Annotated in this window: 24 protein-coding genes and 1 pseudogene; 15 read left to right on the top strand and 10 right to left on the bottom strand. The window is 64.5% G+C overall.

Going from position 1 to position 21,989, the window contains the following annotated elements; genetic code table 11:
• Positions 1-142: 142 nt before the first annotated feature.
• Complete coding sequence (locus tag F3H96_RS10790; protein ID WP_149791938.1) at positions 143-460, bottom strand: co-chaperone GroES; 318 nt, start codon at positions 458-460, stop codon at positions 143-145.
• A 482-nt stretch (positions 461-942) separates the two neighbouring features.
• Between F3H96_RS10790 and F3H96_RS10795 the strand changes: the two genes are divergently transcribed.
• From F3H96_RS10795 to F3H96_RS31045, 3 genes and pseudogenes are all read left to right on the top strand, one after another.
• Positions 943-1,203, top strand: coding sequence for a hypothetical protein (locus F3H96_RS10795; RefSeq protein ID WP_149802031.1), 261 nt, complete (start codon positions 943-945; stop codon positions 1,201-1,203).
• Positions 1,200-1,502, top strand: coding sequence for a hypothetical protein (locus tag F3H96_RS31605; RefSeq protein WP_149791939.1), 303 nt, complete (start codon positions 1,200-1,202; stop codon positions 1,500-1,502). The genes F3H96_RS10795 and F3H96_RS31605 overlap by 4 nt, the downstream gene beginning before the upstream one ends.
• Positions 1,503-1,641: 139 nt before the next feature.
• Positions 1,642-1,781, top strand: a pseudogene (locus F3H96_RS31045) (ArsR family transcriptional regulator); the annotation flags it as partial.
• A 20-nt stretch (positions 1,782-1,801) separates the two neighbouring features.
• Here F3H96_RS31045 and F3H96_RS10810 read toward each other — a convergent pair.
• The gene (locus F3H96_RS10810) at positions 1,802-3,787 is read right to left on the bottom strand and encodes a BTAD domain-containing putative transcriptional regulator (protein ID WP_149791940.1); all 1,986 of its coding nucleotides are present in this window, start codon (positions 3,785-3,787) and stop codon (positions 1,802-1,804) included.
• 250 nt (positions 3,788-4,037) lie between these two features.
• Between F3H96_RS10810 and F3H96_RS10815 the strand changes: the two genes are divergently transcribed.
• Both F3H96_RS10815 and F3H96_RS10820 read left to right on the top strand, forming a co-directional pair.
• Positions 4,038-4,202: a DUF1127 domain-containing protein gene (locus F3H96_RS10815; RefSeq protein WP_244619974.1), complete on the top strand. Its 165-nt coding sequence runs from the start codon at positions 4,038-4,040 to the stop codon at positions 4,200-4,202.
• A 172-nt stretch (positions 4,203-4,374) separates the two neighbouring features.
• The gene (locus F3H96_RS10820; RefSeq protein ID WP_149791942.1) at positions 4,375-5,097 is read left to right on the top strand and encodes a phytochelatin synthase family protein; all 723 of its coding nucleotides are present in this window, start codon (positions 4,375-4,377) and stop codon (positions 5,095-5,097) included.
• 131 nt (positions 5,098-5,228) lie between these two features.
• On the opposite strand, the gene efp is transcribed toward F3H96_RS10820, so the two are convergent.
• Positions 5,229-5,798: an elongation factor P gene (gene efp, locus F3H96_RS10825; protein ID WP_149791943.1), complete on the bottom strand. Its 570-nt coding sequence runs from the start codon at positions 5,796-5,798 to the stop codon at positions 5,229-5,231.
• 129 nt (positions 5,799-5,927) lie between these two features.
• Here efp and epmA point away from each other — a divergent pair, with 129 nt between their 5' ends.
• A complete protein-coding gene (epmA, locus tag F3H96_RS10830; RefSeq protein ID WP_149802032.1) occupies positions 5,928-6,974 on the top strand; it encodes an EF-P lysine aminoacylase EpmA in 1,047 nt (348 codons plus the stop codon).
• Positions 6,975-6,998: 24 nt separating this feature from the next.
• Here the strand turns inward: epmA and F3H96_RS10835 are convergent, their stop codons facing one another.
• Positions 6,999-7,415, bottom strand: coding sequence for a VOC family protein (locus F3H96_RS10835; RefSeq protein WP_149791944.1), 417 nt, complete (start codon positions 7,413-7,415; stop codon positions 6,999-7,001).
• Positions 7,416-7,601: 186 nt separating this feature from the next.
• On the opposite strand from F3H96_RS10835, the gene F3H96_RS10840 reads away from it, so the two are divergent.
• The 6 genes from F3H96_RS10840 to lpxK all read left to right on the top strand — a co-directional run bounded on the left by F3H96_RS10840 (position 7,602) and on the right by lpxK (position 13,261).
• On the top strand, positions 7,602-8,945 hold the full coding sequence (locus F3H96_RS10840; protein WP_149791945.1) for a TldD/PmbA family protein: 1,344 nt from the start codon (positions 7,602-7,604) through the stop codon (positions 8,943-8,945).
• Positions 8,932-9,741, top strand: coding sequence for a 3'(2'),5'-bisphosphate nucleotidase CysQ (locus F3H96_RS10845; RefSeq protein WP_149791946.1), 810 nt, complete (start codon positions 8,932-8,934; stop codon positions 9,739-9,741). The genes F3H96_RS10840 and F3H96_RS10845 overlap by 14 nt, the downstream gene beginning before the upstream one ends.
• 73 nt (positions 9,742-9,814) lie before the next feature.
• The gene (locus tag F3H96_RS10850) at positions 9,815-10,060 is read left to right on the top strand and encodes a DUF4170 domain-containing protein (protein WP_149791947.1); all 246 of its coding nucleotides are present in this window, start codon (positions 9,815-9,817) and stop codon (positions 10,058-10,060) included.
• Between the two features lie 5 nt (positions 10,061-10,065).
• Entirely contained in the window at positions 10,066-10,845 is a 780-nt protein-coding gene (locus F3H96_RS10855; RefSeq protein WP_149791948.1) for a lysophospholipid acyltransferase family protein, read from the top strand.
• Positions 10,842-12,158 (top strand): lipid IV(A) 3-deoxy-D-manno-octulosonic acid transferase, encoded by a 1,317-nt coding sequence (gene waaA / locus F3H96_RS10860; RefSeq protein WP_149791949.1) that lies wholly within the window; start codon positions 10,842-10,844, stop codon positions 12,156-12,158. Before F3H96_RS10855 ends, waaA begins: the two co-directional genes overlap by 4 nt.
• Positions 12,159-12,232: 74 nt before the next feature.
• Positions 12,233-13,261 carry a tetraacyldisaccharide 4'-kinase gene (gene lpxK, locus F3H96_RS10865; protein ID WP_149802033.1) on the top strand — a complete coding sequence of 343 codons (1,029 nt, stop codon included), beginning with the start codon at positions 12,233-12,235 and terminating at the stop codon, positions 13,259-13,261.
• 94 nt (positions 13,262-13,355) lie between these two features.
• Here lpxK and F3H96_RS10870 read toward each other — a convergent pair whose 3' ends face one another.
• The 3 genes from F3H96_RS10870 to F3H96_RS10880 form a co-directional block, all read right to left on the bottom strand.
• A complete protein-coding gene (locus tag F3H96_RS10870) occupies positions 13,356-14,297 on the bottom strand; it encodes a UDP-glucuronic acid decarboxylase family protein (RefSeq protein ID WP_149791950.1) in 942 nt (313 codons plus the stop codon).
• A 109-nt stretch (positions 14,298-14,406) separates the two neighbouring features.
• Positions 14,407-15,249: a glycosyltransferase family 92 protein gene (locus F3H96_RS10875; protein WP_244619960.1), complete on the bottom strand. Its 843-nt coding sequence runs from the start codon at positions 15,247-15,249 to the stop codon at positions 14,407-14,409.
• A gap of 57 nt (positions 15,250-15,306) precedes the next feature.
• Positions 15,307-15,540: a DUF2093 domain-containing protein gene (locus tag F3H96_RS10880; RefSeq protein ID WP_149791952.1), complete on the bottom strand. Its 234-nt coding sequence runs from the start codon at positions 15,538-15,540 to the stop codon at positions 15,307-15,309.
• A 113-nt stretch (positions 15,541-15,653) separates the two neighbouring features.
• On the opposite strand from F3H96_RS10880, the gene F3H96_RS10885 reads away from it, so the two are divergent.
• The gene (locus F3H96_RS10885; protein ID WP_149791953.1) at positions 15,654-16,265 is read left to right on the top strand and encodes a hypothetical protein; all 612 of its coding nucleotides are present in this window, start codon (positions 15,654-15,656) and stop codon (positions 16,263-16,265) included.
• Between the two features lie 6 nt (positions 16,266-16,271).
• On the opposite strand, the gene F3H96_RS10890 is transcribed toward F3H96_RS10885, so the two are convergent.
• Entirely contained in the window at positions 16,272-17,195 is a 924-nt protein-coding gene (locus F3H96_RS10890) for a LysR substrate-binding domain-containing protein (protein WP_149791954.1), read from the bottom strand.
• Positions 17,196-17,285: 90 nt separating this feature from the next.
• Between F3H96_RS10890 and F3H96_RS10895 the strand changes: the two genes are divergently transcribed.
• Both F3H96_RS10895 and F3H96_RS10900 read left to right on the top strand, forming a co-directional pair.
• Positions 17,286-18,179 carry an EamA family transporter gene (locus tag F3H96_RS10895; RefSeq protein ID WP_149791955.1) on the top strand — a complete coding sequence of 298 codons (894 nt, stop codon included), beginning with the start codon at positions 17,286-17,288 and terminating at the stop codon, positions 18,177-18,179.
• Between the two features lie 144 nt (positions 18,180-18,323).
• Entirely contained in the window at positions 18,324-19,049 is a 726-nt protein-coding gene (locus tag F3H96_RS10900; RefSeq protein WP_149791956.1) for a hypothetical protein, read from the top strand.
• A gap of 21 nt (positions 19,050-19,070) precedes the next feature.
• Here F3H96_RS10900 and mutL read toward each other — a convergent pair whose 3' ends face one another.
• Positions 19,071-20,945, bottom strand: coding sequence for a DNA mismatch repair endonuclease MutL (gene mutL / locus F3H96_RS10905; protein ID WP_149791957.1), 1,875 nt, complete (start codon positions 20,943-20,945; stop codon positions 19,071-19,073).
• Positions 20,946-21,060: 115 nt separating this feature from the next.
• Positions 21,061-21,963, bottom strand: a complete 903-nt coding sequence (locus F3H96_RS10910; RefSeq protein ID WP_149791958.1) for a LysR substrate-binding domain-containing protein — start codon at positions 21,961-21,963, stop codon at positions 21,061-21,063.
• Between the last annotated feature and the right edge of the window lie 26 nt (positions 21,964-21,989).

Genomic DNA, 21,989 nt, shown 5'->3' on the forward strand with positions numbered 1-21,989 from the left:
GCCGAGAGTCACCTTTACCGCGTTGTTGAGGAGTTCCACGCCACGCAGCATGCGGTCGCGCGCATCGCCGGCGAATTTGATTTCCTTGGCAGACATGATGTTCGTCCAGTCCTGTGTTGAGAGTGGGAGGCGCAGGGTATGGTCAGGCGGCTTTTTTTGTAGCTGCTCCGGTCTTCTCGACGATGCCCATGATGTCGCTCTCCTTCATGATCAGGAGGTCTTCGCCGTCGATCTTGACCACGGTCCCGGACCATTTGCCGAACAGGATGAGATCGCCTGCCTTGACGTCGAGGGGAACCAGCTTGCCGCTTTCGTCGCGCGAACCTGGACCGACGGCGATCACCTCGCCTTCCTGCGGCTTTTCCTTCGCGGTGTCGGGAATGATGATCCCGCCTTTGGATTTCGAATCGCTTTCCGCGCGCCGGACGACGACGCGGTCATGAAGTGGCCGGAATTTCATTGGGGTCTTTCTGCGGCAGCGCACAGGGCTGCCACGTCACCAACATAGCCCGTTTGGCACTCGAATGATAGGAGTGCCAAAAATAATTACGTGGATGCCACTAACTATTTTGCCGATTATGTCATGCGAGGCGGAGAGATGGGAGATTGTATCGTTGGTTTCAAACGATTGTTTATCGCTTCATACCTGAGTTTTAAATCGATGCTGAAAATAAAATTCATGCCGTACCTTGTTCCAAACTTGATTGAAGCGCATATGAATAGCTCGTTGATTTGGCTTTTTGCGGTGGTCAGAGACCGCCATTCACCCCGAATTCTCGAATAGCGGCTCCATTGCGCCAATCCGGCGCGTATGCTGCTCCGTTCAAACCTGGAATGAACGCCGGCGCTGACCACGGATGTACTGGCGGCATCGGCATCGTTCCGGTTCGGATGGGAATGATGCAGGAGGCGCATCCGCCTGCTCCTGCGGAAATCGCAAAAATGGCCAGCCGTACCACACAGACCGTCGTCCATTTCTCCGCACCGTTCAGGTTGCCGGGTTTCGATACGGTGCAAGCGGCCGGCGACTATCGCGTCGAGCATGATGAGGAAGCGATCGAGGGTGCCTCCTGGCTTGCATGGCGACGTGTCGGCGCTTTCGTTCACTTGCCAGGCATCGGAATGCGCGGACCCACGCGGCAGATGGTGCCTATCGATTCGGCGGATCTCGATGCCGCACTCGAAAAGGATAAACAACTATGACTTATGCAAGCGCCCGCCAACCCGGCGCCCGCTCCATTCGGCCTGCCGCGGCAACCCACGTTTTTGCGGTAGGGCAAGCTGTCCGCTTGCGCGGCAACTTCGGTACATTCCCGACGACGGCGGAAGTCTACCGCATCACCGGTACGCTCCCGCCGAGGGGAGGTTCTCCGCAATACCGCATCCGAAACGCCGGTGAACGTCATGAGCGGGTGACGACACAGGACAGCCTCGAACCGGTCCGGCCTTCGCAGTCCGGTGACCATGCAACCCTGATCGAAAGGACATTCGGCCATGACTAAGGGACAAAAACGCAGCAATCGCGAGATCAGGAAGCCGAAACAGGAAAAGACACCGGCCAAGCCTGAAAGCGGACTGGGTAACACAACCAAGCTTGCCGCGAACGCCAACGCTCCGGTTGGCAAAGGCAGGCATTGACGCTACTGCCGCGGCCCGCGGTGCGTGATGTCCTTCGAGGCGGTCGCGGCGCTGCGCTCTGCTGGGCATGCTGCGCGCAGGCTGGAAGACGGCATGCCGGAATGGAAAGCGGCCAGCGCCTGCCGGTGGAAATGGCCGCCTGATCGTGTGGCTAAACGCATAATCAGCGCTCGGGCAATCCCGCCAGCTTCAGGGCTTCGACGACCCGGTCTGCCCAGTCCGGCATGTGCCGAAAGACGGGCAGCGACCTATATCGCTCGATCGTGAAATCGGGCTGGGCGGTGAGCAGCTTTTGCGCGGCCCACCGGGCGGTCTCCAGGTCGCCGCTCATCGCCGCCCATGTTGTGAGATACCGATAGGACATGATGATGTCGGGATGGGCTGCGATAACCTCGCGCGCGATCGCCACGGCCCGGGAGAGAGAACCCGCCATGGCCATCGAGGATGCCATTCCCAGTCGCATCGCGAATGCGAACGGATCCATCGGGCTCAATGTCATCGCCCGCTGGAACCGTTCCGGCGCGCTGGCGGCTTCGCCGGTGTAAATCGCGATCCAGCCACGCCGTGCCCATGCCCATGCATTGTTCGGATCGAGCGTGAGCGCCTTTTCGATGAAGGTGGCGGCGCGTTCCTGGTCGCCGCACATGCTCAATGCCGAGCCGGCAGCGGTCAACGCGGTTGGATCATCGCCGATCGAGCCCGCTGCTTCGACAGCCGCACGCGCTTTTTTCAGTTCGCTTTCCGGGTGCTCCGCCCACAGATATGCGGCGTTCGAGGCGTGGCACCAGGCCAGCAGCGCATGGGCGCGTCCATAGCACGGATCGACTGCGATCGCTTTCTTGAGCAGCTCTATCGCTTGGTCGTTGGTGTCCTTGCGGCGGCCCCAAATGTTCGGATAGGCGCGCATGACGATATCGTAGGCCCGCAGGCTGGTTGGCGGCTTGCGCTTGGCCAGCTCGATTTCGGCACCGCGGATGGCTGGATGGATGGCGCCCGCCACCTGCGCCGCGATCCTGTCCTGAAACTCGAAAACGGCTTCGATCGCGCCCTCGTAGCGCTCGGACCATAATTGTGCCCGCGTCTCGGCATCGACCAGCTGGACCGAAATGCGCAGCTGGTTGCCGCCCCGCCGAACGGTGCCTTCGACGACGTAATTGACGCCGAGTTCCCTGCCCACCTCACGCACGTCGACGAAGCGTCCCTTGTAGGTGAACGCGGACTGCCGCGCGATGACGAAGAAGGCGCGGACGCGCGAAAGCGCGGCGGTGATTTCCTCGACGACGCCGTCGGCGAAATACTCGTCGTCCGCCCCGCCAAGATTGTCGAAGGGCATCACCGCCACCGAGGGCTGGTCATGCGGCCGCGCCGCCATGGAGATAGGCTGATGCGGCGCTTGCGCCGACGCGGTCAGGCGATGCCCACCGCGCGTTTGCAGCGCCGCCGCCAGCGCGTTGGTCTGTGCCTCGGGCTCGACAGCCAGGTGCTTCCTCAGCAGCGCGCGGCAGGATTCGAACTGGCGTAGGGCCGCGTTTTCGTGGCCCCGGGCGGCGTAGATGCGCATCAATGTCCTATGGGCCGGCTCCGCGGTCGGATCCGAGGCGAGCAGCCTTTCCGCGAGCCGTTCGCAGGCCGCTTCATCCGCGGATCCAGTTTCGGGCAGCGCGAGGCTCAGGCGTTCCACCAGTTGCAGCGCCTTCTGCCGGTACCTGACCTGATATGGGCTGAACCATTCATCCAGGCCGTCGGGAATGACTTCGCCCGCAAGGACGTCGCCACGGTAAAGCTCGGCGGCGAGGGCGAGGTCCGCCGTTCCGCTCTCGGCGAGCTTGCGCTCGAAGAGCCAGAGATCGGCTTCGTCCGGGCCTGCAGTCAGCGCGACCGTTTCTTGATCTCCCTCGAGGGAAATGGCTGCATTGCCACCGGCGGGAAACCATCGCCTGATGTCGGCAAGGGCCTGGCGCAGGCTGTTTCGCGACTGCGCGTCGCCTCGTCCCGGCCAAAACCCTTCGGCAAGCAATTCGCGATGGTGGCCCCGGCGGCCCGCCAGGACCAGGGCGGCAAAGAGCAGCGCGGATTTGCGTGTTGCGAACCGGACAGGCTGCCCATCCGCCGAAGTCACTTCGAGACCGCCAAGCAACCGGATGCGCACGACGCCCCTCCGAATTTCGAACGCATCGGCACAATAACATTTTTGCCGGTCGATTTAACGCGGATTTAACGGCGGTCGGCCGGCCGTCTCCTCGACGGTTAACGCCTGTCTGAACAACTGCAAATCACCGCAGTGGCAAGCTCCGGGCGTAACCTGGAACGGGAGAGCAAAAATGGCTCGCACGGAAACTCACGCTAAGGCCAATGCATGGAAACCCTGGCCGCTCGAGGCAGCGTCGCAAGGCATGGCTATGGTGGTGGCTGCCTTCACGGCCTGGCGGACGGCCGCTGCAGGACGCAGGGCGTTGGCAGACATGACACCCGATCAGTTGAAGGACATCGGCTGTCCGGAGCCAGCCAGACCTACGTTATTCCTCAGGGTCGGGCTGATGACCGACCTGATGTCAATGAGGTAGTAACGAGACGACCGCTTGCGCGGCGCCGCGTCCCGACGCCGGTTTCGGATCGGCGTCGGGGGTAGGGCGCAAGGCTTGTGGCGGCGTGCCGGCAGCATCGAACTCGAACGTGCCACCGCATCGACAAGCTGGTATGTTCCTCGACGCTTTCTTAACCGGGCGGAGGGTCAAAATGTCTGCGCGTTTGTATTCGCTCTTGTTGATATTTCTTTTGGCGGCATCCAGCGCCTTCTCGGAGACGCTGAAGCTTCCGGACAACCTGACCGGATTCAGTTCCCCCTCCGGAGAGGGTTTTCTTGCCGAGAGCACGGCGAAGGAAGCCTATTTTCCTCTCGCGAGCAACTTTCTCACACAAAAGACGCAGGCTTATTGCGGCGTGGCCAGCATCGTCATGGTGCTGAATGCGCTCAACGTTCCGGCGCCCGCGGTGCCCGAATACGAACCCTATAGAACGTTCACACAGGATAATGTCCTGAACGAGCGCACGGAGGCCATTCTTCCTCGCCAGGTCCTGGACAAGCAGGGGATGACGCTCGACCAGATCGGGGCCATCCTTTCCACGCAGCCGATCAAGGCCGAGGTCCGCCATGCGTCGGAGGTCGGCCCTGAGCAGTTCCGGACCCAGGCCAGTGCCTTCCTTTCCAAACCCGGACACTTCGTCATCGTCAACTATTTGCGCAAGGCGATGGGCCAGGAAAAGGGCGGGCATATATCCCCGCTAGCCGCTTACGACGAGAAAGCGGACAGGTTCCTGATCCTCGATGTCGCTCGTTACAAATATCCGCCGGTGTGGGTGAAAACGGCCGACCTGTTCGCAGCGATGAACACGGTCGACAGCGACAACCAGAACAGAACCCGCGGATACGTGCTGATATCGTCCCCTTCGGGACAGTAATTCAACCGAACCTGCCGCGGACAGCGCCCGAAGCGGACACGCCTCTCATACCTTGCGCAAGTCGATGGGCGCGTTCGCGGTGTAGCCCGCCCGATCACAGGCGAGCTGTGGCAATTGCGCCGCCATAAGCCTCAGTCCTTGGCGCGCTCGACATAGGAGCCGTCGGCAGTCATCACCACCACGCGGGTGCCGGCGGAGATATGCGGCGGCACGGCGGTGCGCACGCCGTTGGAAAGCAAGGCCGGCTTGTAGGAGGAAGACGCGGTCTGGCCCTTGGTGACCGGTTCGGTCTCGACCACTTCGAAGGTGGCGCGCTGCGGCAGCACCAGCGAGATCGGCACGCCGTTGAACTGCGCCAGCTGCACGGCCATGCCTTCCTGAAGATAGGGCGCCATGTCGCCGACCACGCTTTCCGGGGCCACGACCTGGTCGTAGCTTTCCGGGTTCATGAAATGAAAGCCTTCGCCATCGGAATAGAGGAAGGTGTGCTCGCGCTCCTCGACATAGGCGCGCTCGACCATTTCGGTCGTGCGGTAGCGCTCTGAAACCTTCACCCCGTCGCCGATGCGGCGCATGTCGAGCTGGGTCACCGGCGTGCCCTTGCCAGGGTGGATATTTTCGGCAAAGAGGATGACATAGAGCTTGCCGTCCTTATCGACGACGTTGCCTTTGCGTAAGGAACTGGCGATGACCTTGACCACGGTATTCTATCCCATTCGAGTTTTTCGGCCTGCAGGCGTCGATTTCCGCGAAGCGGCGACGGCGGCTATCGCCTGCGCCCTAGCGCATCTTGCATCGAACCGCCAGTGTTCGGCGCGATTTTCCTGCCCATGACCGCCGCTTCGCCCTGGTGGACGCCTCACGTCCATGCCGATCGCCGCCCGCGGCTGATGGCGCGCAACGCCATCGCCGCCGCCCTTCGCTGCTGGTTCGCCGAACGCGATTTCGTCGAGGTGACGACCTCCGCGCTGCAGGTTTCGCCCGGCAACGAGGCGCATCTCGCCGCCTTCGCTACCGAGGCGATCGGCCCCGACGCGTCGCGCCGGCCGCTCTATCTCCACACCTCGCCGGAATTCGCCTGCAAGAAGCTGCTTGCCGCCGGCGAGGAACGCATCTTCAGCCTCGGCGCAGTCTGGCGCAACCGCGAGCGTGGCCCGCTGCACCATCCCGAATTCACCATGCTCGAATGGTACCGCGTCGGCGAGACCTACGAGCGCCTGATGGATGACTGCGCCGAATTCCTGGCGTTCGCGGCGGAAAAGGCCGGCGCCAGAAGCTTCCGGTTTCGTGGTCGCGAGGCCGACCCGTTCGCTGAGCCGGAGCGGCTGAGCGTGGCCGAAGCCTTTACGCGCCATGCCGGCATCGACCTCCTGGCGACCGTGTCGGTCGATGGCGGCACAGACCGCGACGCGCTTCACGACGCGCTGCGCGGTGCCGGACTGCGCGCCGCGCCCGACGACAATTGGGCCGACCTGTTCAGCCGGGTGATGGTCGAGAAAATTGAGCCGGCGCTCGGGCAGGGGCGGGCCACCATTCTTTACGGCTACCCGATTTCGGAGGCAGCGCTGGCCCGGCCGAGCGCGCGGGATCCGCGCGTTGCCGAGCGCTTCGAGCTCTATTGCTGCGGCGTCGAGCTCGCCAACGCTTTTGGCGAGCTCACCGATCCGGCCGAGCAGCGGCGCCGCTTCATCGCCGAGATGGACGAGAAGGAGCGCATCTATGGCGAGCGCTACCCGCTGGACGAGGATTTCCTCGCCGCTCTTGCCATCATGCCGCAGTCCAGTGGCTCGGCCCTCGGCTTCGACAGGCTGGTGATGCTGGCGACGGGCGCCACCAGAATCGAAGATGTGATCTGGGCACCCGTGGCAGAGCCCTAATTGCCGGCCGCCAGCAGGTGCGACCTAATGCGCGAACACCTGCTCCAGCGATCGAAATCCCTTGAATTCGAGGGCGTTGCCCGAAGGGTCGCGGATGAAAAGCGTCGCCTGTTCGCCGGGCTCGCCCTTGAAGCGCACCATCGGCCGCTCCAACCAGTCTATGTCGGAGTGGGCTTCGAGCCGCGCGGCGAGCCGTTCCCATTCATCCATCAAAAGCACAGCGCCGAAATGCGGAATCGGCACCGCAACGCCGTCGACCTTGCCGTCATGGGCAGCCTCGGCCGCCTGCGGCCGCAAATGCGCCGACATCTGGTGGCCAAAGAGGTCGAAATCGACCCAGGTCGCGGACGAGCGGCCGATCGCGCAGCCCAGCACCTCGCCATAGAAAGCACGGGTTTCGTCGAGATCACGGACCGGGAAGGCGAGGTGGAAGAGCGTCATGCGAGAACTCCGGATAGACAAGGTGCTGCAAGCGGCCGTTCCAGCCGCTTTGGGGCGATTTGGTCGCGGCATCCTGATTGGCCTTCGCCCATTGCACAAGCGCCCATTGCACAAGCGACGACGGAACAATAGATGGTGCGGCAGCGTCCTTCCTCCAGGGCCGCTTGGACAAACAGGAACAACCGCATGACCGACAAGCTCGACGCAGCGAAATTGACCGATCGCGTCGCAGCGCTCGTCGAGGCCGCAAAGCGCGCCGGCGCCGACGCGTCCGACGCTGTCGCGGTGCGCGGCCGCTCGGCCGGCGTGTCGGTGCGGTTGGGCAAGGTCGAGGGCACCGAATCGTCGGAGAGCGAGGATGTCTCCCTGCGCGTCTTCGTCGGCCAGCGCGTGGCGAGCGTCTCGGCCACAGCTGCTTCCGACCCGAAGGCGCTTGCCGAGCGTGCGGTGGCGATGGCCAGGGTCTCGCCGGAGGATCCGTTCCAGGGCCTCGCCGATCCGGCGCTGCTCGCCCGCAATCTGCGCGACCTCGACCTCTTCGACCCGACCGAGGTGTCGGCCGACCAGTTGAAGGAAGCCGCACTTGCCGCAGAAGCGGCTGCATTGGCCGTCAAGGGCGTCACCAATTCGGCGGGCAGCAGCGCCGGCGCCGGCCTCGGCGGCCTGGTTCTCGCCACCTCGCATGGATTTCTCGGCCAGTATGTCGCCTCGCGTTTCTCGCGCTCGACCAGCGTCATTGCCGGTGAGGGCACGGCGATGGAGCGCGACTATGAATTCTCCTCGCGCCAGCATTTCGCCGATCTCGACGCGCCGGAAGACATCGGCCGCAAGGCCGGCGAGCGTGCGGTGCGTCGGCTCGGCGCCCGCAAGGCGGCGACCGGCCCGGTCGATGTGGTGTTCGATCCGCGTGTAGCGCGCGGCATCGCCGGCCATCTCGCCGGCGCCATCAACGGCGCCGCGGTCGCCCGCAAGACCAGCTTCCTGCGCGACATGATGGGCAAGCAAGTGGCCTCGGCCTCGATCACCGTCACCGACGAGCCTTTGCGGCGGCGCGGCCAGGCCTCGCGCCCCTTCGATGGCGAAGGCGTCGAGGGCGAAAAGCTGCTGATGGTCGAGAAGGGCATCTTGAACCACTGGTTCCTGTCGACCTCGGCCGCGCGCGAGCTCGGCCTCACCACCAACGGGCGCGGTTCGCGCAGCGGCTCGTCCGTTTCGCCGTCCTCGACCAACCTTGCCATCGAGCCCGGCGAGCGCTCGCCGGAAGATTTGATCGCGTCGTTGAAGAGCGGCTTCTATGTCACCGAGGTGTTTGGCCAGGGCGTCGACCTGGTGACCGGAGAATACAGCCGCGGCGCCTCCGGCTACTGGATCGAGAACGGCGCCTTGGCCTATCCGGTGGCCGAGGTGACGATCGCCTCGAACCTGAAGACCATGTTTCTCAACATGGTGCCGGCGAGCGACCTCGACCGCAATTTCGGCACGGCGGCGCCGACGCTCCTGATCGAAGGGATGACCCTTGCCGGCGCTTGACCAACTGACATCGAGCGCCGCCCGCGAAGACCTTGCTTTGCTGCGCGAGGCCGCCCGCGAGGCCGGCGCGATCGCCATGGGCTATTTCGGCAACAACCCTCAGGTCTGGATGAAGGGCGGCACCTCGCCGGTGAGCGAGGCCGACCATGCGGCGGACGCCTATCTGCGCGAAACCTTGCTCAGCGCGCGTCCGGACTATGGCTGGCTGTCGGAGGAGACCGCCGACGATCATGCCAGGCTGTCGGCCCGCCGCACTTTCGTCGTCGATCCGATCGACGGCACGCGCGGTTTTCTCGACGGCTTGCATTCCTGGTGCGTCAGCGTCGCCGTGGTCGAGGACGGCCGCTCGCTGGCCGGCGTGCTCGAATGCCCGGCCAAGCACGAGACCTATTGGGCGCTGCCGGGCGAGGGTGCCTATCTCAACGATAAGCGCATCCATGTGCGTCCGCTTGGCGAAAGCATCGATATCGGCGGTCCCAAGCCGCTCGTCGACCTAATGCCGCAAGCCTGGCAGGACAGGCTGCGGCGGACAGCCTACATTCCTTCGCTCGCCTACCGTCTGGCGATGATTGCCGCCGGCAAGCTCGACGCGACCTTCGTCAAGCCGAGCGCGCATGACTGGGATATCGCCGCCGCAGATCTCATTCTCAGCGAGGCCGGCGGCGCGTTGCTCGACCGCGACGGCAAGCCGCCTCGCTATGCCGGCGAGGTCATCAATCACGGTGCGCTCGCCGCCGGCAGCGGCGAACTTCTGGCTGTCCTTGCCGGTGTCATCGCCGGAGCTGACGGAGGGTGAGGCCGTCCATAGTTCCAAAACCGACCGCTTTGGTCTAGACCTGTCACAATTCATGAATATGCGAAGGATCGGCATGGCCGTGGAAGACGGAAAGAAGCAGCTTTTGCACCTGGTGTTCGGCGGCGAGCTGAAAAAGCTGGGTGGAACCGAGTTCCGCGATCTCGACGCTCTCGACATTGTCGGCATCTATCCCGACTATCAAACCGCTCTTGGCGCCTGGAAGGCCAAGGCGCAGGCCAGTGTCGACAATGCCCATATGCGCTATTTCGTCGTTCATCTGCACCGTTTGCTCGATCCAGAATCGAAGGTCGGCGGTTGACGTCGATGGAGCATGAGGCGGTGAAAGGGGCGACCGGGCGGCGCGCTGCCAGACGCGGCGGAACGCGCACGCTGTGGCGGCGCATCCGCGAGCCGTTGGCGCAGTCCAGTTTCGTCAAGAATTTCATCGCCAGCCTGTTCGCCTGGTTCGTGCGCCTGATTCGCCTCACCAGTCCGCTGGTCGAAGGCTCGACCCAGGTTGCCGGCGGCGCCTATGCGCATCTGGAGCCCGGCATCATCGCGCTGTGGCACGGCCAGCATCTTCTGACGCCTGCTTTTTACCCCAAGGGCCGGCCGCTGGTGGCAATGGTGTCGCGCAGCGCCGACGCCGAGCTCCAGGCGCTGATGATCGAGAAGTTCGGCATCGAGGCGGTGCGCGGCTCCGGCGGCCGCGACAGTTCGAGGCATCTCGACAAAGGTGGCGCCAAAGCCTTGATAGCGCTCAAGAAATCGCTGGTCGCCGGCAAGAACGTCGCCATGATCGCCGACATTCCGCACGGCACCCCGCGCGACGCCGGGCTTGGCATCGTGCTTCTGGCAAGGCTTTCCGGCCGGCCGATCCTGCCCTCGGCCATCGCCACCAGCCGCCGCAAGGTGCTGGAGGGCAGCTGGGACAAGACCACCATCAACCTGCCTTTCGGGCGCTCCGCGGTCATCGTCGGCACGCCGGTCTTCGTGCCGGCCGATGCCGATGAAGCCGAGATGGAGCGCAAGCGCCAGGAGGTAACCGCCTCCCTCAACGCCGCCACGGCTGAGGTCTATCGCCTCGTGGATGGCGGCAAATGAGCGAGCGCTGGGCGCGTGCGGCCCTAACCGCCTATCGCTATGCGGGGGCGGTCGCCTATCCATTGATCGGTCCCTATGTCGCCTTTCGCGCCTCGCGCGGCAAGGAGGATCGCGCGCGCCGTCGCGAGCGCTACGGCGTCGCTGGTCGGCCCCGGCCGGAAGGGCCGGTGATCTGGATCCATGCCGCAAGCGTCGGCGAGACGATCGCGGTGGTGCCGCTGGTCGAGAGCATCCTCGACTATGGCGTCAACATCGTCTTGACCACCGGCACCGTGACATCGGCGAAGGTTGCCGACGAGCGCCTCGGCGACCGAATCATCCATCAATATGTGCCGCTCGATCTCAAGCCGGCGGTGAGCCGCTTCCTCGATCACTGGCGGCCGGAACTGGCGATCATCGCCGAATCGGAAATCTGGCCGATGACCATTCTCGAGCTTGGCGCGCGCAACGTGCCGCAGGTCCTGGTCAACGGCCGGTTGTCAGACCGCTCCTTCATCTCATGGAAGAAGCGCGCCAGCGTCGCCGAAGCGCTGTTCGAAAACCTCGCCCATGTCATCGCCCAGTCGGATGTCGACGGCGAACGCTTCCGCGCGCTCGGCGCCCGGCCGGTCACGGTCTCCGGCAATCTCAAGGTCGACACCAACCCGCCGCCCGTCGACGAGCGCGTGCTGGCCATCCTGCAGCGCCAGATCGGCAATCGGCCGACCTGGGCGGCGATCTCGACCCATGACGGCGAGGAGGTGGTGGCCGCGGAGGTCCATGCCACCCTGCACAGGCGCCATCATGGGCTCTTGACCATCATCGTGCCGCGCCACCCCGACCGCGCCGATGCGCTTGCCGCGCAGATCTCCGGCATGGGGCTGTCGGTCGCGCGGCGCAGCAAGGGCGACCGCATCTCGTCGGACACCGATATCCTCCTGGGCGACACGATCGGCGAGATGGGGCTTTACCTGCGACTGACGGAAATCGCTTTCGTCGGCCGCTCGCTGACCTCGCAAGGTGGCCAGAACCCGCTCGAGCCGGCGATGCTGGAAACCGCCGTGCTTGCCGGCCGCAACGTGCAGAATTTCCGCGAGGCCTATCAGCGCCTGCTCGACAGCGGCGGCGCCAAGCTGGTGCGCGACCGCGACATGCTGGCCGGCGCCGTCAATTTCCTTTTGACCAACGAAGCGGCGCGCCACGAAATGATGGCGGCGGGTGCGGCCACCGTCGACGAGATGCGCGGCGCGCTTGCCCGCACGTTGAAATCGCTGGAGCCCTACATCCAGCCGCTGGTCGTCAAGTCGCGCCTGAAAGGCGCCAACGGGCGCTGACGCATGACCCCAGAAATCGGAAACGATTTTCGGAACGGGTCATGCGCAAGGTCAAAAAGCGCGGAACTGGCGCCATGACCAGCGAAGCGCCGCCCTTCTGGTGGGAAAAGCCGGATTGGCGCGTGCTGGCGCTGTCGCCGGTGTCGGTGCTCTACGGGCTGGTCGCCGGCCGCCGCATGCGCCACGCGCCGCGCGAGAAGGTCGCGGCGCCGGTGCTCTGCGTCGGCAACCTCACCGTTGGCGGCAGCGGCAAGACGCCGGTCGCTATTGCTTTGGCCAAACAGGCCAGGCGCATGCAGCTTAGCCCCGGCTTCCTGTCGCGCGGCCATGGCGGCTCGTTTGCCAAGCCGCACGTCGTCGACGCCCATCACGACGCCGCCAAGCATGTCGGCGACGAGCCGCTGCTTCTGGCCGAGCATGCGCCGGTGGCGGTGACGGCGAACCGCGCCGCCGGCGCGAAGCTGCTGGTCGAGGAACATGGCTGCGACTTCCTGATCATGGATGACGGCTTCCAGTCGGCGCGCGTCCATATCGACTACGCGCTGGTGGTGGTCGATGCCCGCTTCGGCATCGGCAACGGCCGCGTCATTCCGGGCGGACCGCTCCGCGCCAAGGTCGTCGATCAACTGGTCTTCACCAGCGGCTTGCTGAGGATGGGCGAGGGGGCCGCTGCCGATGGCGTCGTGCGCCAGGCGGCGCGCGCCGGCCGCCCGATCTTCCTGGCCCATGTCGAGCCGGCGAACCCCTCACGTTTCGCCGGCGGCCGCTACCTCGCCTTTGCCGGCATCGGCCATCCGGAAAAGTTCTTCGACACGGTGCGCGGCGCCGGCGCCGAGGTGGTGCTGTCGCGGCCCTTCCCCGACCATCATTTCTACGCCGCGGACGAACTGGGCGACCTGCTGGCGCTTGCGCAGCGCGAGGGCCTGCGCCTTGTCACCACCGCAAAGGACGCCGCGCGGCTGCGCCACGGCGCAGCACCCGCCGGCTTCCTCGATCAGCTGGACTTGCTCGACATCGAGGCGGTGTTCGAGCTCGAACACGTGCCGGAGCGCATCATCGGCGAGACGCTGGATGCCTGGCGTCAGAGGAAGATGCGGGGCTGAGCTTCGAGCATGATGCCGAAGACTGTGTAGCGGCCTTCGGAGGACATCATGCTCTATCTCTTTGATCTAGAGACGGCTTGTCCCGCGCCTGGCGTCAATTGCCGTTGATAAGCTGGCGGAAGTAGCGAACCGTCTCGCCGAGCCCATCCTCGAGAGCGACGCGAGGGGACCAGTCCAGCGTCGATCGTGCCAGATCAATGTCGGGCTGACGCTGGCGGGGATCGTCCTGCGGGAGAGCCTTGAACTCGATTTTGGACTTGCCGCCGACAAGGCCCAATACAAGTTCGGCCAGTTCCAGGATCGTGACTTCCGTCGGGTTTCCAACGTTGAGGGGGCCCACGAAATCGTCGGGCGTAGCCATCATCCGAACCATCGCGTCGACGAGGTCGTCGACATAGCAGAAACTGCGCGTGTGGCTTCCGTCGCCGTAGATGGTTATGGGGTCGTTCCGCAAGGCCTGAAGGATGAAATTGCTGACCACCCGTCCGTCCGACGGGTGCATGCGCGGCCCGTATGTATTGAATATGCGCACCACCTTGATGGGCAATTTCGACTGACGCCAGTAGTCGAAGAACAGCGCCTCGGCGCATCTCTTGCCTTCGTCGTAGCAGCTGCGCGGGCCGATCGGATTGACGCGGCCCCAATAGGCCTCGGTCTGAGGATGGACTTCCGGATCGCCGTAGACCTCGGATGTCGATGCCTGAAGGATCCTCGCCCCGGAAGCGCTTGCCAGATCGAGCATGTTGATCGCTCCGTAGACGCAGGTCCTGGTCGTCTCGATCGGAATGCGCTGATAGTGAACGGGCGAGGCCGGGCAGGCGAGATTGAAGATCTCATCCGTTTCGACTTTGAGAGGCACGGTAACGTCGTGCCTCAGAAACTCGAAATGTGGGTTGCCCACAAGGTGACGGATGTTTTCCTCCGAGCCGGTTGAAAGGTTGTCGGCGCATATTACCTGCCGGTCTTGTGTCAGCAGCAGGTCGCATAGATGCGAGCCGATAAAGCCGGCTCCACCCGTTACAAGAACCTTCACGATAAGCCTCGTACCATCGCCCTTTGGTGTCTATACCCCCCGAAACGCGAAAGTGTCAGCACTGAAATGACGGTCTGGGACCGTCGTGGGCGAGGCGAAGAGGTGGCCGCTTCTATCCTGCGCGCCGCATCACCTTCAGGATCGCCTCGTCGCGCTCGACGTTGAGCTTGCTTTCGAAGTCGAAATGCCAATCCCTGTCGCGCAGCGCGGAAGTCGAGGCGTCGCCGCGCCGGATTTTCTGGTCGAGATCGGCAAGCGATCGCGACCAGTAGTGATTGATCCTCAGGATATCGAGCTTGGGGGGCATGCCCGGCACGATGGTCCGTCGATGGGTGTCCATCCCTTCACCGGACAGGAATTTCGACTGATGGACGCCCGGCTTGTAGACCATGCGGGGGTTGAGGATTGTCTTAACCGTCGTGATGTCCGGTCCAGCTCGCATCGTATAGGCCTCGACCACCGGACTTTCCGGTCGCTCGACATGGCCGGAAGAGCCATAGAACGCTTGCCAGACGCAAACACCCGGAAGGTCCCGATAGTCCCTGAGAACCGAGGGCACGTCACGTCCGTCGGGGGCGAAAAGAAACTCATCGATGTCGAAGAATCCGATCCACAACGCTTCACGCCAGCGCCTGCGGATGCAGTCCTTATAAGCCGACAGCTGCCCCACCGGCCGCGGCCAATCGACCAGCGTAACCAGCCCTTCCTGGATGAACGGGTGCAATACAACTTTGAAATCGTCGGTCGAGAAGTTGTTGTAGAGATAGAAGTGCTCAAATCCGACGTTCTGGTGGAACCTGATCCATTCGGCCAGGAACGGCGCCTCCTCGCGGAAGATGGCGCAAGCGGTCAGGTGGAATCGTGGGGCTTTCGATACTGCCCGATCGCGCAATCTCGCACGCGTGATAAGCGGCATGCGAATAAAGGTCTTGAGAGATTTCTTGAAGTTTTTCAATGCGGTACCCTAGGCGCGATCGAGGTTGGCCGCCACGGCGCCATTGGCTCGCATGGCCTATCCCCGCTTGCGCAATTCCGGATGCATCTCGATCTCGCGGGCAAGCGAGACCGCCGCGTTCACATAGGGCTCCTGGCGCGCGACGCTCCAGTATTTGAGCTCGTCCAGCGGAATGCTCTCGCCCGTCACCGCGCAGCGCACGAACGAGCCGGGACTGGTGACCTGGAAGTCGCCGTCGAGATAACGGATCCGGGCTTCCCTGCCCCCCGGGCCTTCGAAACGGTTCATCATGAAAGGACGCTTGAGTTCATCGGGTTCAATCGCCACAAATCGCAAGCAACGTCAAGCTTGGCGCAATGCTCATGCGGTAGGGCTGAGCGGCGAAATGGTTTCCGGAAGCCGGCATGGACATCCCCTCGACCCGCTTGAACGCGCTGATCAATGGAGCTCTCACCCCGCAGCCGGTGACGTCGCCCAAGGCGGATCCGGCGACGACAGCCTTGATCAGGGCGCTGGTCCAGCCGCCTGCGCCGCCAAGCGCGCAAACAGCCCAGTTCGCGGCCCAGGCGCTGACCAACTCCTTGCAGGTGCCGCCAGCCCGATCCTCGCAGGGCGCATCCTCCAGTCCGGTCGAAGACGCCTACCGGGCGATGATGGAACCGGATACCGACCCCGGGGATACCCCGGGTGGGACGCCGCAGGGTAGGACGGTCGCCGACGTTGGTGCCGACCACGGTCCACGCGCCAGCGCCACGGCCCAGCCGCTCATCGCCGGCAGCGCGGCCGGAGCCGCGCCTGTAATGCAGCCACAGTCATCGGTTGCGGCCGCCATGCTCTCTCCGCCCGCGCTGATTGCCGCCAATGCCAACGCGCCGCAGCCTCATGGCGCGGGCGGCCGCCCTGCCGGCCATGCGCCGCGATCCGATTCAGTTCCGGTATCGCTGTGGACGATATCGGTCGTCACGGCCGTCGTCTCGGCTGTGACTGCCACGACCATGGTCTTGCTGCTTCGCTGACGGAACTCAGTCGTCCTGCAGAAAGGCGTCCAGCTTCTCCGCGGCGAGCCCTGCCTGGTCGGCAATGCGTCTGGCAAGATCCGCGGCCGCCGTGCGCGGCCGGCCGACCGGACGATCCAGCCAGTAGGACACCGGATTGAGCGTGACGCGCTCGTCGACGGTGACGATGCGTCCCGATTGCAACTGATCCTTGGTCAGCGGCGGCCGCGCCAGCGCGATGCCCAGCCCATGCGCCGCCGCGTCGAGCACCAGATTATAGTCCTCGAAGCGCCTGTCCTGCGGGCGCGGGCGATAGTCCATGTCCTGTGCCGCGAACCAGGCGCGCCAGCCGGACGCGTCGGAATCGTTGATCAGCGGGAACTTCAGCAGCCGGGCCGGGTCGCCGCGTCCGATCTCCCTGGCCAAACCGGGCGAGGCGATCGGGAAGATGTGCTCCTCGAAAAGCTGCACCGAGACGCGGCCCGGAATGCGGCCGCGCCCGCAGCGCACCGAAAGGTCAATGCCCTCGTCGGCCAGGTCGGCCTGGCGGTTGTCGACATCGAGCACGATGCGCAACCTTGTCGGGTTGTTTTCGAGCGCGGCCATGCGCGGCATCAGCCACAGGCCGCTCACCGACGGGATCGAGGCCAACCGCACCACGGCGGTGCCGCGCGGCTCGACCCACCGGTCCGAATTGACCGAGATCAGCGCAAACGCTTCGGTGGTGCGAAGATGCAGCCGGTTGCCCTCATTGGTCAGCGTCACGCCGCGCGCGTTGCGCTCGAACACTTTCAGCCCCAGCCAGTCTTCCAGCTTGGCGATCTGACGGCTCACCGCGCCATGGGTGAGGTTGAGCTTTTCGGCCGCGGCGGAGAAACTCCCCGTGCGCGCCGCCGCATCGAAGGCGCGCAAGGTTTCCAGCGGCAGTATCTGTTCCGAGCTGTGATCCATGCTCACAGCTGACCCTCGAATTGGTCGTTTGTCAACCGGCCGGTAATGCCGTTTTCTGCGTCCATGACACAGAAAGACGAGGGCATGGCGATGAGCGCTTACACGGGCACGTTGAATGAGACACAGCGCATGGACACCGCCGCGGCGATCGCGGTGACGCTGACCGTCATCGGTTGGGCCTCGGCTTTCCCGGCGATCCGCGCCGGCCTCGCCGCCTTCCAGCCGCTGGAGCTCGGCGCGCTGCGCTTTGCCATCGCGGCGGTCCCGGCTGCCATCTATCTTGCCGTAAGGCGTCCCGCTCTGCCGAGGGTCGATGAATTGTGGCGCTTTGCCTTTGGCGGCGCGATCTTCGTCGCGCTCTATACCGCCATGCTCAATTTCGGCGAGCTGACCGTCTCGGCGGGTGCCGCCGGCTTCATCATCAATGTCAGCCCGATCTTCACCGCGATCATGGCGATGGCGCTGCTCGGCGAGCGCTTTTCCGGCATGGCCTGGCTTGGCACGGTCATTTCCTTCACCGGCATCGGCATCATCGCGGTCGCCGACGGGCACGGCCTGCATTTCAACGCCGGCGCGCTTTTGGTGCTGGGCTCGGCACTCTGCTCGGCAGTCAACACCATCGTCCAGAAGCCGCTCTTTGCCCGCCATCACCCGCTGACCATCTCAGCTTCCAACATGGTGCTCGGCGCGCTCTGCCTGTCGCCCTTCCTGCCGGAAGCCTTCAGGCAGGCCGCTGTCGCCGACACGGCAGGACTTGGCGCCGTCATCTATCTCGGCATCGTGCCGAGCCTCATCGCCTACGCGGCCTGGGCCACCGCGCTCTCGCGCCTGCCTGCGGCGCGCGCCTCGAATTTCCTCTATCTCGTCTCGCCGACCTCCGCCCTGATCGGCTTCTTCTGGCTGGGCGAAGTGCCGACCCTGCTCGGCATCCTCGGCGGCGCGCTGGCGCTGGGTGGCGTCATCGTGGTGAATTTGAAGCGGTAAATCAAAAGGTTGAAGCCATTTCCGGTCTCGAATTGGTAGGTTGCGTTCCATCGCCCCCCTGTGACGCAGAGATAAGACGGGCTATCTTGGTCCGCCTTGAAGGGGATCGGGATGGGACGAGGATTGATTGCCGCGGTTTTCTGCTTGCTCATGCTGAGCGGAAAAGCCTTTGCCGGCTGGTATCAGGTCGAAAACTACGAAGGCTCCATCGGACCGAACCCGGTCCATTTCTCCCTGCAGCGCTATGCCGGCTTCGGCAGCGGCATCACCGTCGAGGGAAGCTATTTCCATGACGCCAGGCAAAGCCCCATAGCCATCTACGGCAAAGCCGACGGCTCGAGGCTCACGCTGTGCGAAATCACGGACGACAAGGAGTTTGAACGCGTGTTGGTGATGGGGTCGAAGACGCCTGTCGACACCACCCGGTGCCCGTTCTCGCTCGAGATCGATGAGAATGCCGCGACGGGAAGCTGGAGCAAGGGTGCCGACAAATTCCCCGTCACGCTGAAGAAGGTCGCGAGCTTCGACGATACCGGCGACTTGAAGATCGACGGAACCGTCGAGATTCCCTTTTGGGCTGTGACGCCGACCGCCCGGTTTGCCGGCATCTACACGAAATCCGACGCCGGCATCTGCATGACGAAGATGCAGGTCATCAACAAGAAGAAGGGCAAGGTCGTTCAGGAAATCGGCTTCGATGACCCGGACTGCAACGCCGGCATGCTGATGACCACGATCTATATGAACGTCCAGAAATGGATGGAGGGCGGCAAGGACATCATTTCCGTGAATTTTCGAGGTGGCGGCGCTGGCTACACGGAGGATTACGTCTTCAATTCCAAGGCCAGGAAATACCGGAAGAGGAAATGACGGAGAGTGTAGGGCAGACCCTCACCGCCGTCCGAACAGCCGCTCGATATCGGCGAGCTTGAGCTCGATATAGGTCGGGCGGCCATGGTTGCAGGTGCCGGAGCCAGGCGTCGCCTCCATCTGCCGCAGCAGCGCATTCATCTCCTCGGCCTTGAGCAGTCGTCCTGAGCGCACGGAGCCATGGCAGGCCATTGTCGCGGCTATTTTGTCGAGACGTCCCTTCAGCGTCTCGACCGTGTCATTGTCGGCGATCTCGTCGGCAAGGTCGCGCACCAGCTGCTGCACGTTGGTTTCGCCGAGCATCGACGGCGTTTCGCGCACCGCCACCGCGCCTGGCCCGAAGCGCTCCAGGCCGAGGCCGAATTTGGCCAGCGTTTGCGAATGCATCGCCAGCCGCTCCGCATCCTCTTCCGGCAGGTCGACGATCTCGGGCAGCAAGAGCATCTGCGAGGGCACCGCGCGCGAGTTCAGCGCGTTCTTCAGCGCTTCGTAGACCAGCCGCTCATGCGCGGCGTGCTGGTCGACGATGACGAGCGAGTCCCTCGTCTGGGCGACGATGTAGTTCTCATGCACCTGCGCGCGCGCCGCGCCCAATGCCATGCCGAGCAGCGCTTCGGCCGGCTCGGCCACGCCGGCGCGTGCGTCGGCGCTGGCGAGCGGTCCGGTGTCGAAGGCGGCCTGCTCGTTTTCGGCGAAACCATTGGATCGCAACCCGGACTCGCCATAGCCCAAGTCGAGCGGCCGCTGCGGCGAACGTGTCGGATCGAAACCGCTGGAGCCGGAAGCCCGATAGGCCGCCTCATAGCTGCGGTGGCCGTTGGCCGGGCCGGGATGGGAATAGGCTGCCGCGCCCGGCCGGAACGCCGCCATCATGCCGGCGGCCCCGCTGGTCGCGGCGCGGATGCCGGCGCCAGCCAGCGCCTCGCGGATGGCGCCGACGATCAGCCCGCGCACCAGGCCCGGGTCGCGGAAGCGCACATCCGCCTTGGCCGGGTGGACGTTGACGTCGACGGTCGAAGGATCGAGCGACAGGAAAAGCACGGTTACCGCATGCCGGTCGCGCGGCAAGACGTCGGCGAAGGCGCCGCGGATCGCGCCAGCAATCAGCTTGTCGCGCACCGGGCGTCCGTTGACATAGGCGTATTGCTGCAGCGCGTTGGCGCGCGAGTAGGACGGGATCGAGACGTGGCCGGCAAGATGCACGCCGTCGCGCACGGCATCGATGGCAATGGCATTGTCGGGGAAATCCTTGCCCATCACCTGCGCGACGCGCGCCAGCCGGCCTTCCGGCGTGTCGTCCGTCGCCGGCAGTTCCAGCGTCGAGCGGTCGGGGCCGGCCAGCGTGAAGCGCACCGCGGGGAAGGCGATCGCAATCCGCTTCACGACATCGCCGGTGGCCGAGCTTTCGGCACGCTCGCCCTTCATGAATTTGAGCCTGGCCGGCGTGGCGAAGAAAAGGTCGCGTACTTCCACCGTGGTGCCGCGATTGGCTGCCGCCGGCTTCACCGCCGAGACGCGGCCGCCTTCGATGCCGATCTCGGCTGCGCTGTCGCCGGATGCCGTGCGCGAGCGGATCGACAACCGGGCCACGGAGCCGATCGAAGGCAGGGCTTCACCGCGAAAGCCCAGCGAGCGGATGTCGTGGATGTCGTCCGAGAGCTTCGAGGTGCAGTGCCGCGCAATCGCCAGCGCCAGTTCACGCTCGGCAATGCCCGAGCCGTCGTCGGTGACGCGGATCAGGTTCAGTCCGCCGCCCGCCGTGACGATTTCGACGCGTGAGGCGCCGGCGTCGAGCGCGTTCTCGACCAGCTCCTTCACCACGCTCGCCGGACGCTCGATGACCTCGCCGGCGGCGATCTGGTTGATCATCGTTTCGGAAAGCTGGCGGATGGGCATGCGGCGATTATAGGCGGATTCGAACGGTGAGGGGGAGGGGGTGGAATGATGTTGGCAACAGCCAATGCCGCGATCCTTCGCGCCAGCGTTGCCTGCATCACCGAACGAGTGAAACCTAGGCCTGGGCGACCAGCCAATCCCTTACCCTGCGCGCATTGTCGCTGAGCTCGCGGTTCTTCGGCCAGATCACGTAGAACGCAATGCCGGTTCTCATCACATGATTGGTCACCGGCACCAGCAGGCCGGACCCTATGAGCCGCTCGACCAGGTGCCGCCATCCAAGCGCGATGCCTTGGCCCTCCATCACCGCCTGGATCACCAGGGCGTAGTCGTTGATGCGCAAGCCCCGCTCGGCGTTGCGCAGGCTGGTTCCGGCCGACGCGAACCATTCGTCCCAGTTCGGCGCCTCGCGATAGGGTTCCTCGAGATGGATCAGCCGGTGCGTGGCCAGTTCCTCGACCGTCTTCGGCATGCCGAATTTGGCGAGATAGCTCGGCCCCGCGACCGGGAAGATCTCTTCCTCGGAAAGCGACAGCGAGTGGTAGTCCGGCCAGTCGCGCGGCACGCCGCCGCGCACGCCGAGCGGAATGCCCTCGGCGATGATGTCGAGGTCGCGGTCGGCGGTCTGGATGCGTAGGTCGATGCCCGGTAGTTCGTCGCGGAACTGCTGCAGGCGCGGCATCATCCAGAACGAGCCGAAGGCGGTCGAGGCGGCAAGCGTCACATGGCCGCCCGTCGCCTGCAGGCGTAGGTCTTCCGCCGACTTGCGGATATGCGACAGGCCGAGCGAGACGTCGGCATGGAAGCGCTCGCCCGCTTCCGTCAGAAGCACCTGGCGGTGGCGGCGCTGGAAGAGCTTCGCGCCGAGCTGCTCCTCCAGGCCGCGCACGGCGTAGGACACGGCCGCCTGCGTCATGCCGAGCTCGCGTCCGGCGGCGGTGAAGCTGGATAACCGGCCTGCCGCCTCGAAGACGATCAGGCTGCCGGCCGAGGGCAGCAGGTGGCGGAGGCTTCGCATAAGCGCAGCTTATACTGAAGATCAGG

Origin of the sequence: Mesorhizobium sp. NFR06, assembly GCF_900115245.1 — a bacterium.
Lineage (GTDB): Bacteria > Pseudomonadota > Alphaproteobacteria > Rhizobiales > Rhizobiaceae > Mesorhizobium.

Excerpts from the sequence above, each read along its gene's own strand:
- F3H96_RS10790 (WP_149791938.1), bottom strand. The coding sequence starts at position 460 with ATGAAATTCCGGCCACTTCATGACCGCGTCGTCGTCCGGCGCGCGGAA.
- F3H96_RS10795 (WP_149802031.1), top strand. The coding sequence starts at position 943 with ATGGCCAGCCGTACCACACAGACCGTCGTCCATTTCTCCGCACCGTTC.
- F3H96_RS31605 (WP_149791939.1), top strand. The coding sequence starts at position 1,200 with ATGACTTATGCAAGCGCCCGCCAACCCGGCGCCCGCTCCATTCGGCCT.
- F3H96_RS10815 (WP_244619974.1), top strand. The coding sequence starts at position 4,038 with ATGGTGGTGGCTGCCTTCACGGCCTGGCGGACGGCCGCTGCAGGACGC.
- F3H96_RS10820 (WP_149791942.1), top strand. The coding sequence starts at position 4,375 with ATGTCTGCGCGTTTGTATTCGCTCTTGTTGATATTTCTTTTGGCGGCA.
- epmA (WP_149802032.1), top strand. The coding sequence starts at position 5,928 with ATGACCGCCGCTTCGCCCTGGTGGACGCCTCACGTCCATGCCGATCGC.
- F3H96_RS10835 (WP_149791944.1), bottom strand. The coding sequence starts at position 7,415 with ATGACGCTCTTCCACCTCGCCTTCCCGGTCCGTGATCTCGACGAAACC.
- F3H96_RS10840 (WP_149791945.1), top strand. The coding sequence starts at position 7,602 with ATGACCGACAAGCTCGACGCAGCGAAATTGACCGATCGCGTCGCAGCG.
- F3H96_RS10850 (WP_149791947.1), top strand. The coding sequence starts at position 9,815 with ATGGCCGTGGAAGACGGAAAGAAGCAGCTTTTGCACCTGGTGTTCGGC.
- F3H96_RS10855 (WP_149791948.1), top strand. The coding sequence starts at position 10,066 with ATGGAGCATGAGGCGGTGAAAGGGGCGACCGGGCGGCGCGCTGCCAGA.
- waaA (WP_149791949.1), top strand. The coding sequence starts at position 10,842 with ATGAGCGAGCGCTGGGCGCGTGCGGCCCTAACCGCCTATCGCTATGCG.
- lpxK (WP_149802033.1), top strand. The coding sequence starts at position 12,233 with ATGACCAGCGAAGCGCCGCCCTTCTGGTGGGAAAAGCCGGATTGGCGC.
- F3H96_RS10880 (WP_149791952.1), bottom strand. The coding sequence starts at position 15,540 with ATGATGAACCGTTTCGAAGGCCCGGGGGGCAGGGAAGCCCGGATCCGT.
- F3H96_RS10885 (WP_149791953.1), top strand. The coding sequence starts at position 15,654 with ATGGACATCCCCTCGACCCGCTTGAACGCGCTGATCAATGGAGCTCTC.
- F3H96_RS10890 (WP_149791954.1), bottom strand. The coding sequence starts at position 17,195 with ATGGATCACAGCTCGGAACAGATACTGCCGCTGGAAACCTTGCGCGCC.
- F3H96_RS10895 (WP_149791955.1), top strand. The coding sequence starts at position 17,286 with ATGAGCGCTTACACGGGCACGTTGAATGAGACACAGCGCATGGACACC.
- mutL (WP_149791957.1), bottom strand. The coding sequence starts at position 20,945 with ATGCCCATCCGCCAGCTTTCCGAAACGATGATCAACCAGATCGCCGCC.
- F3H96_RS10910 (WP_149791958.1), bottom strand. The coding sequence starts at position 21,963 with ATGCGAAGCCTCCGCCACCTGCTGCCCTCGGCCGGCAGCCTGATCGTC.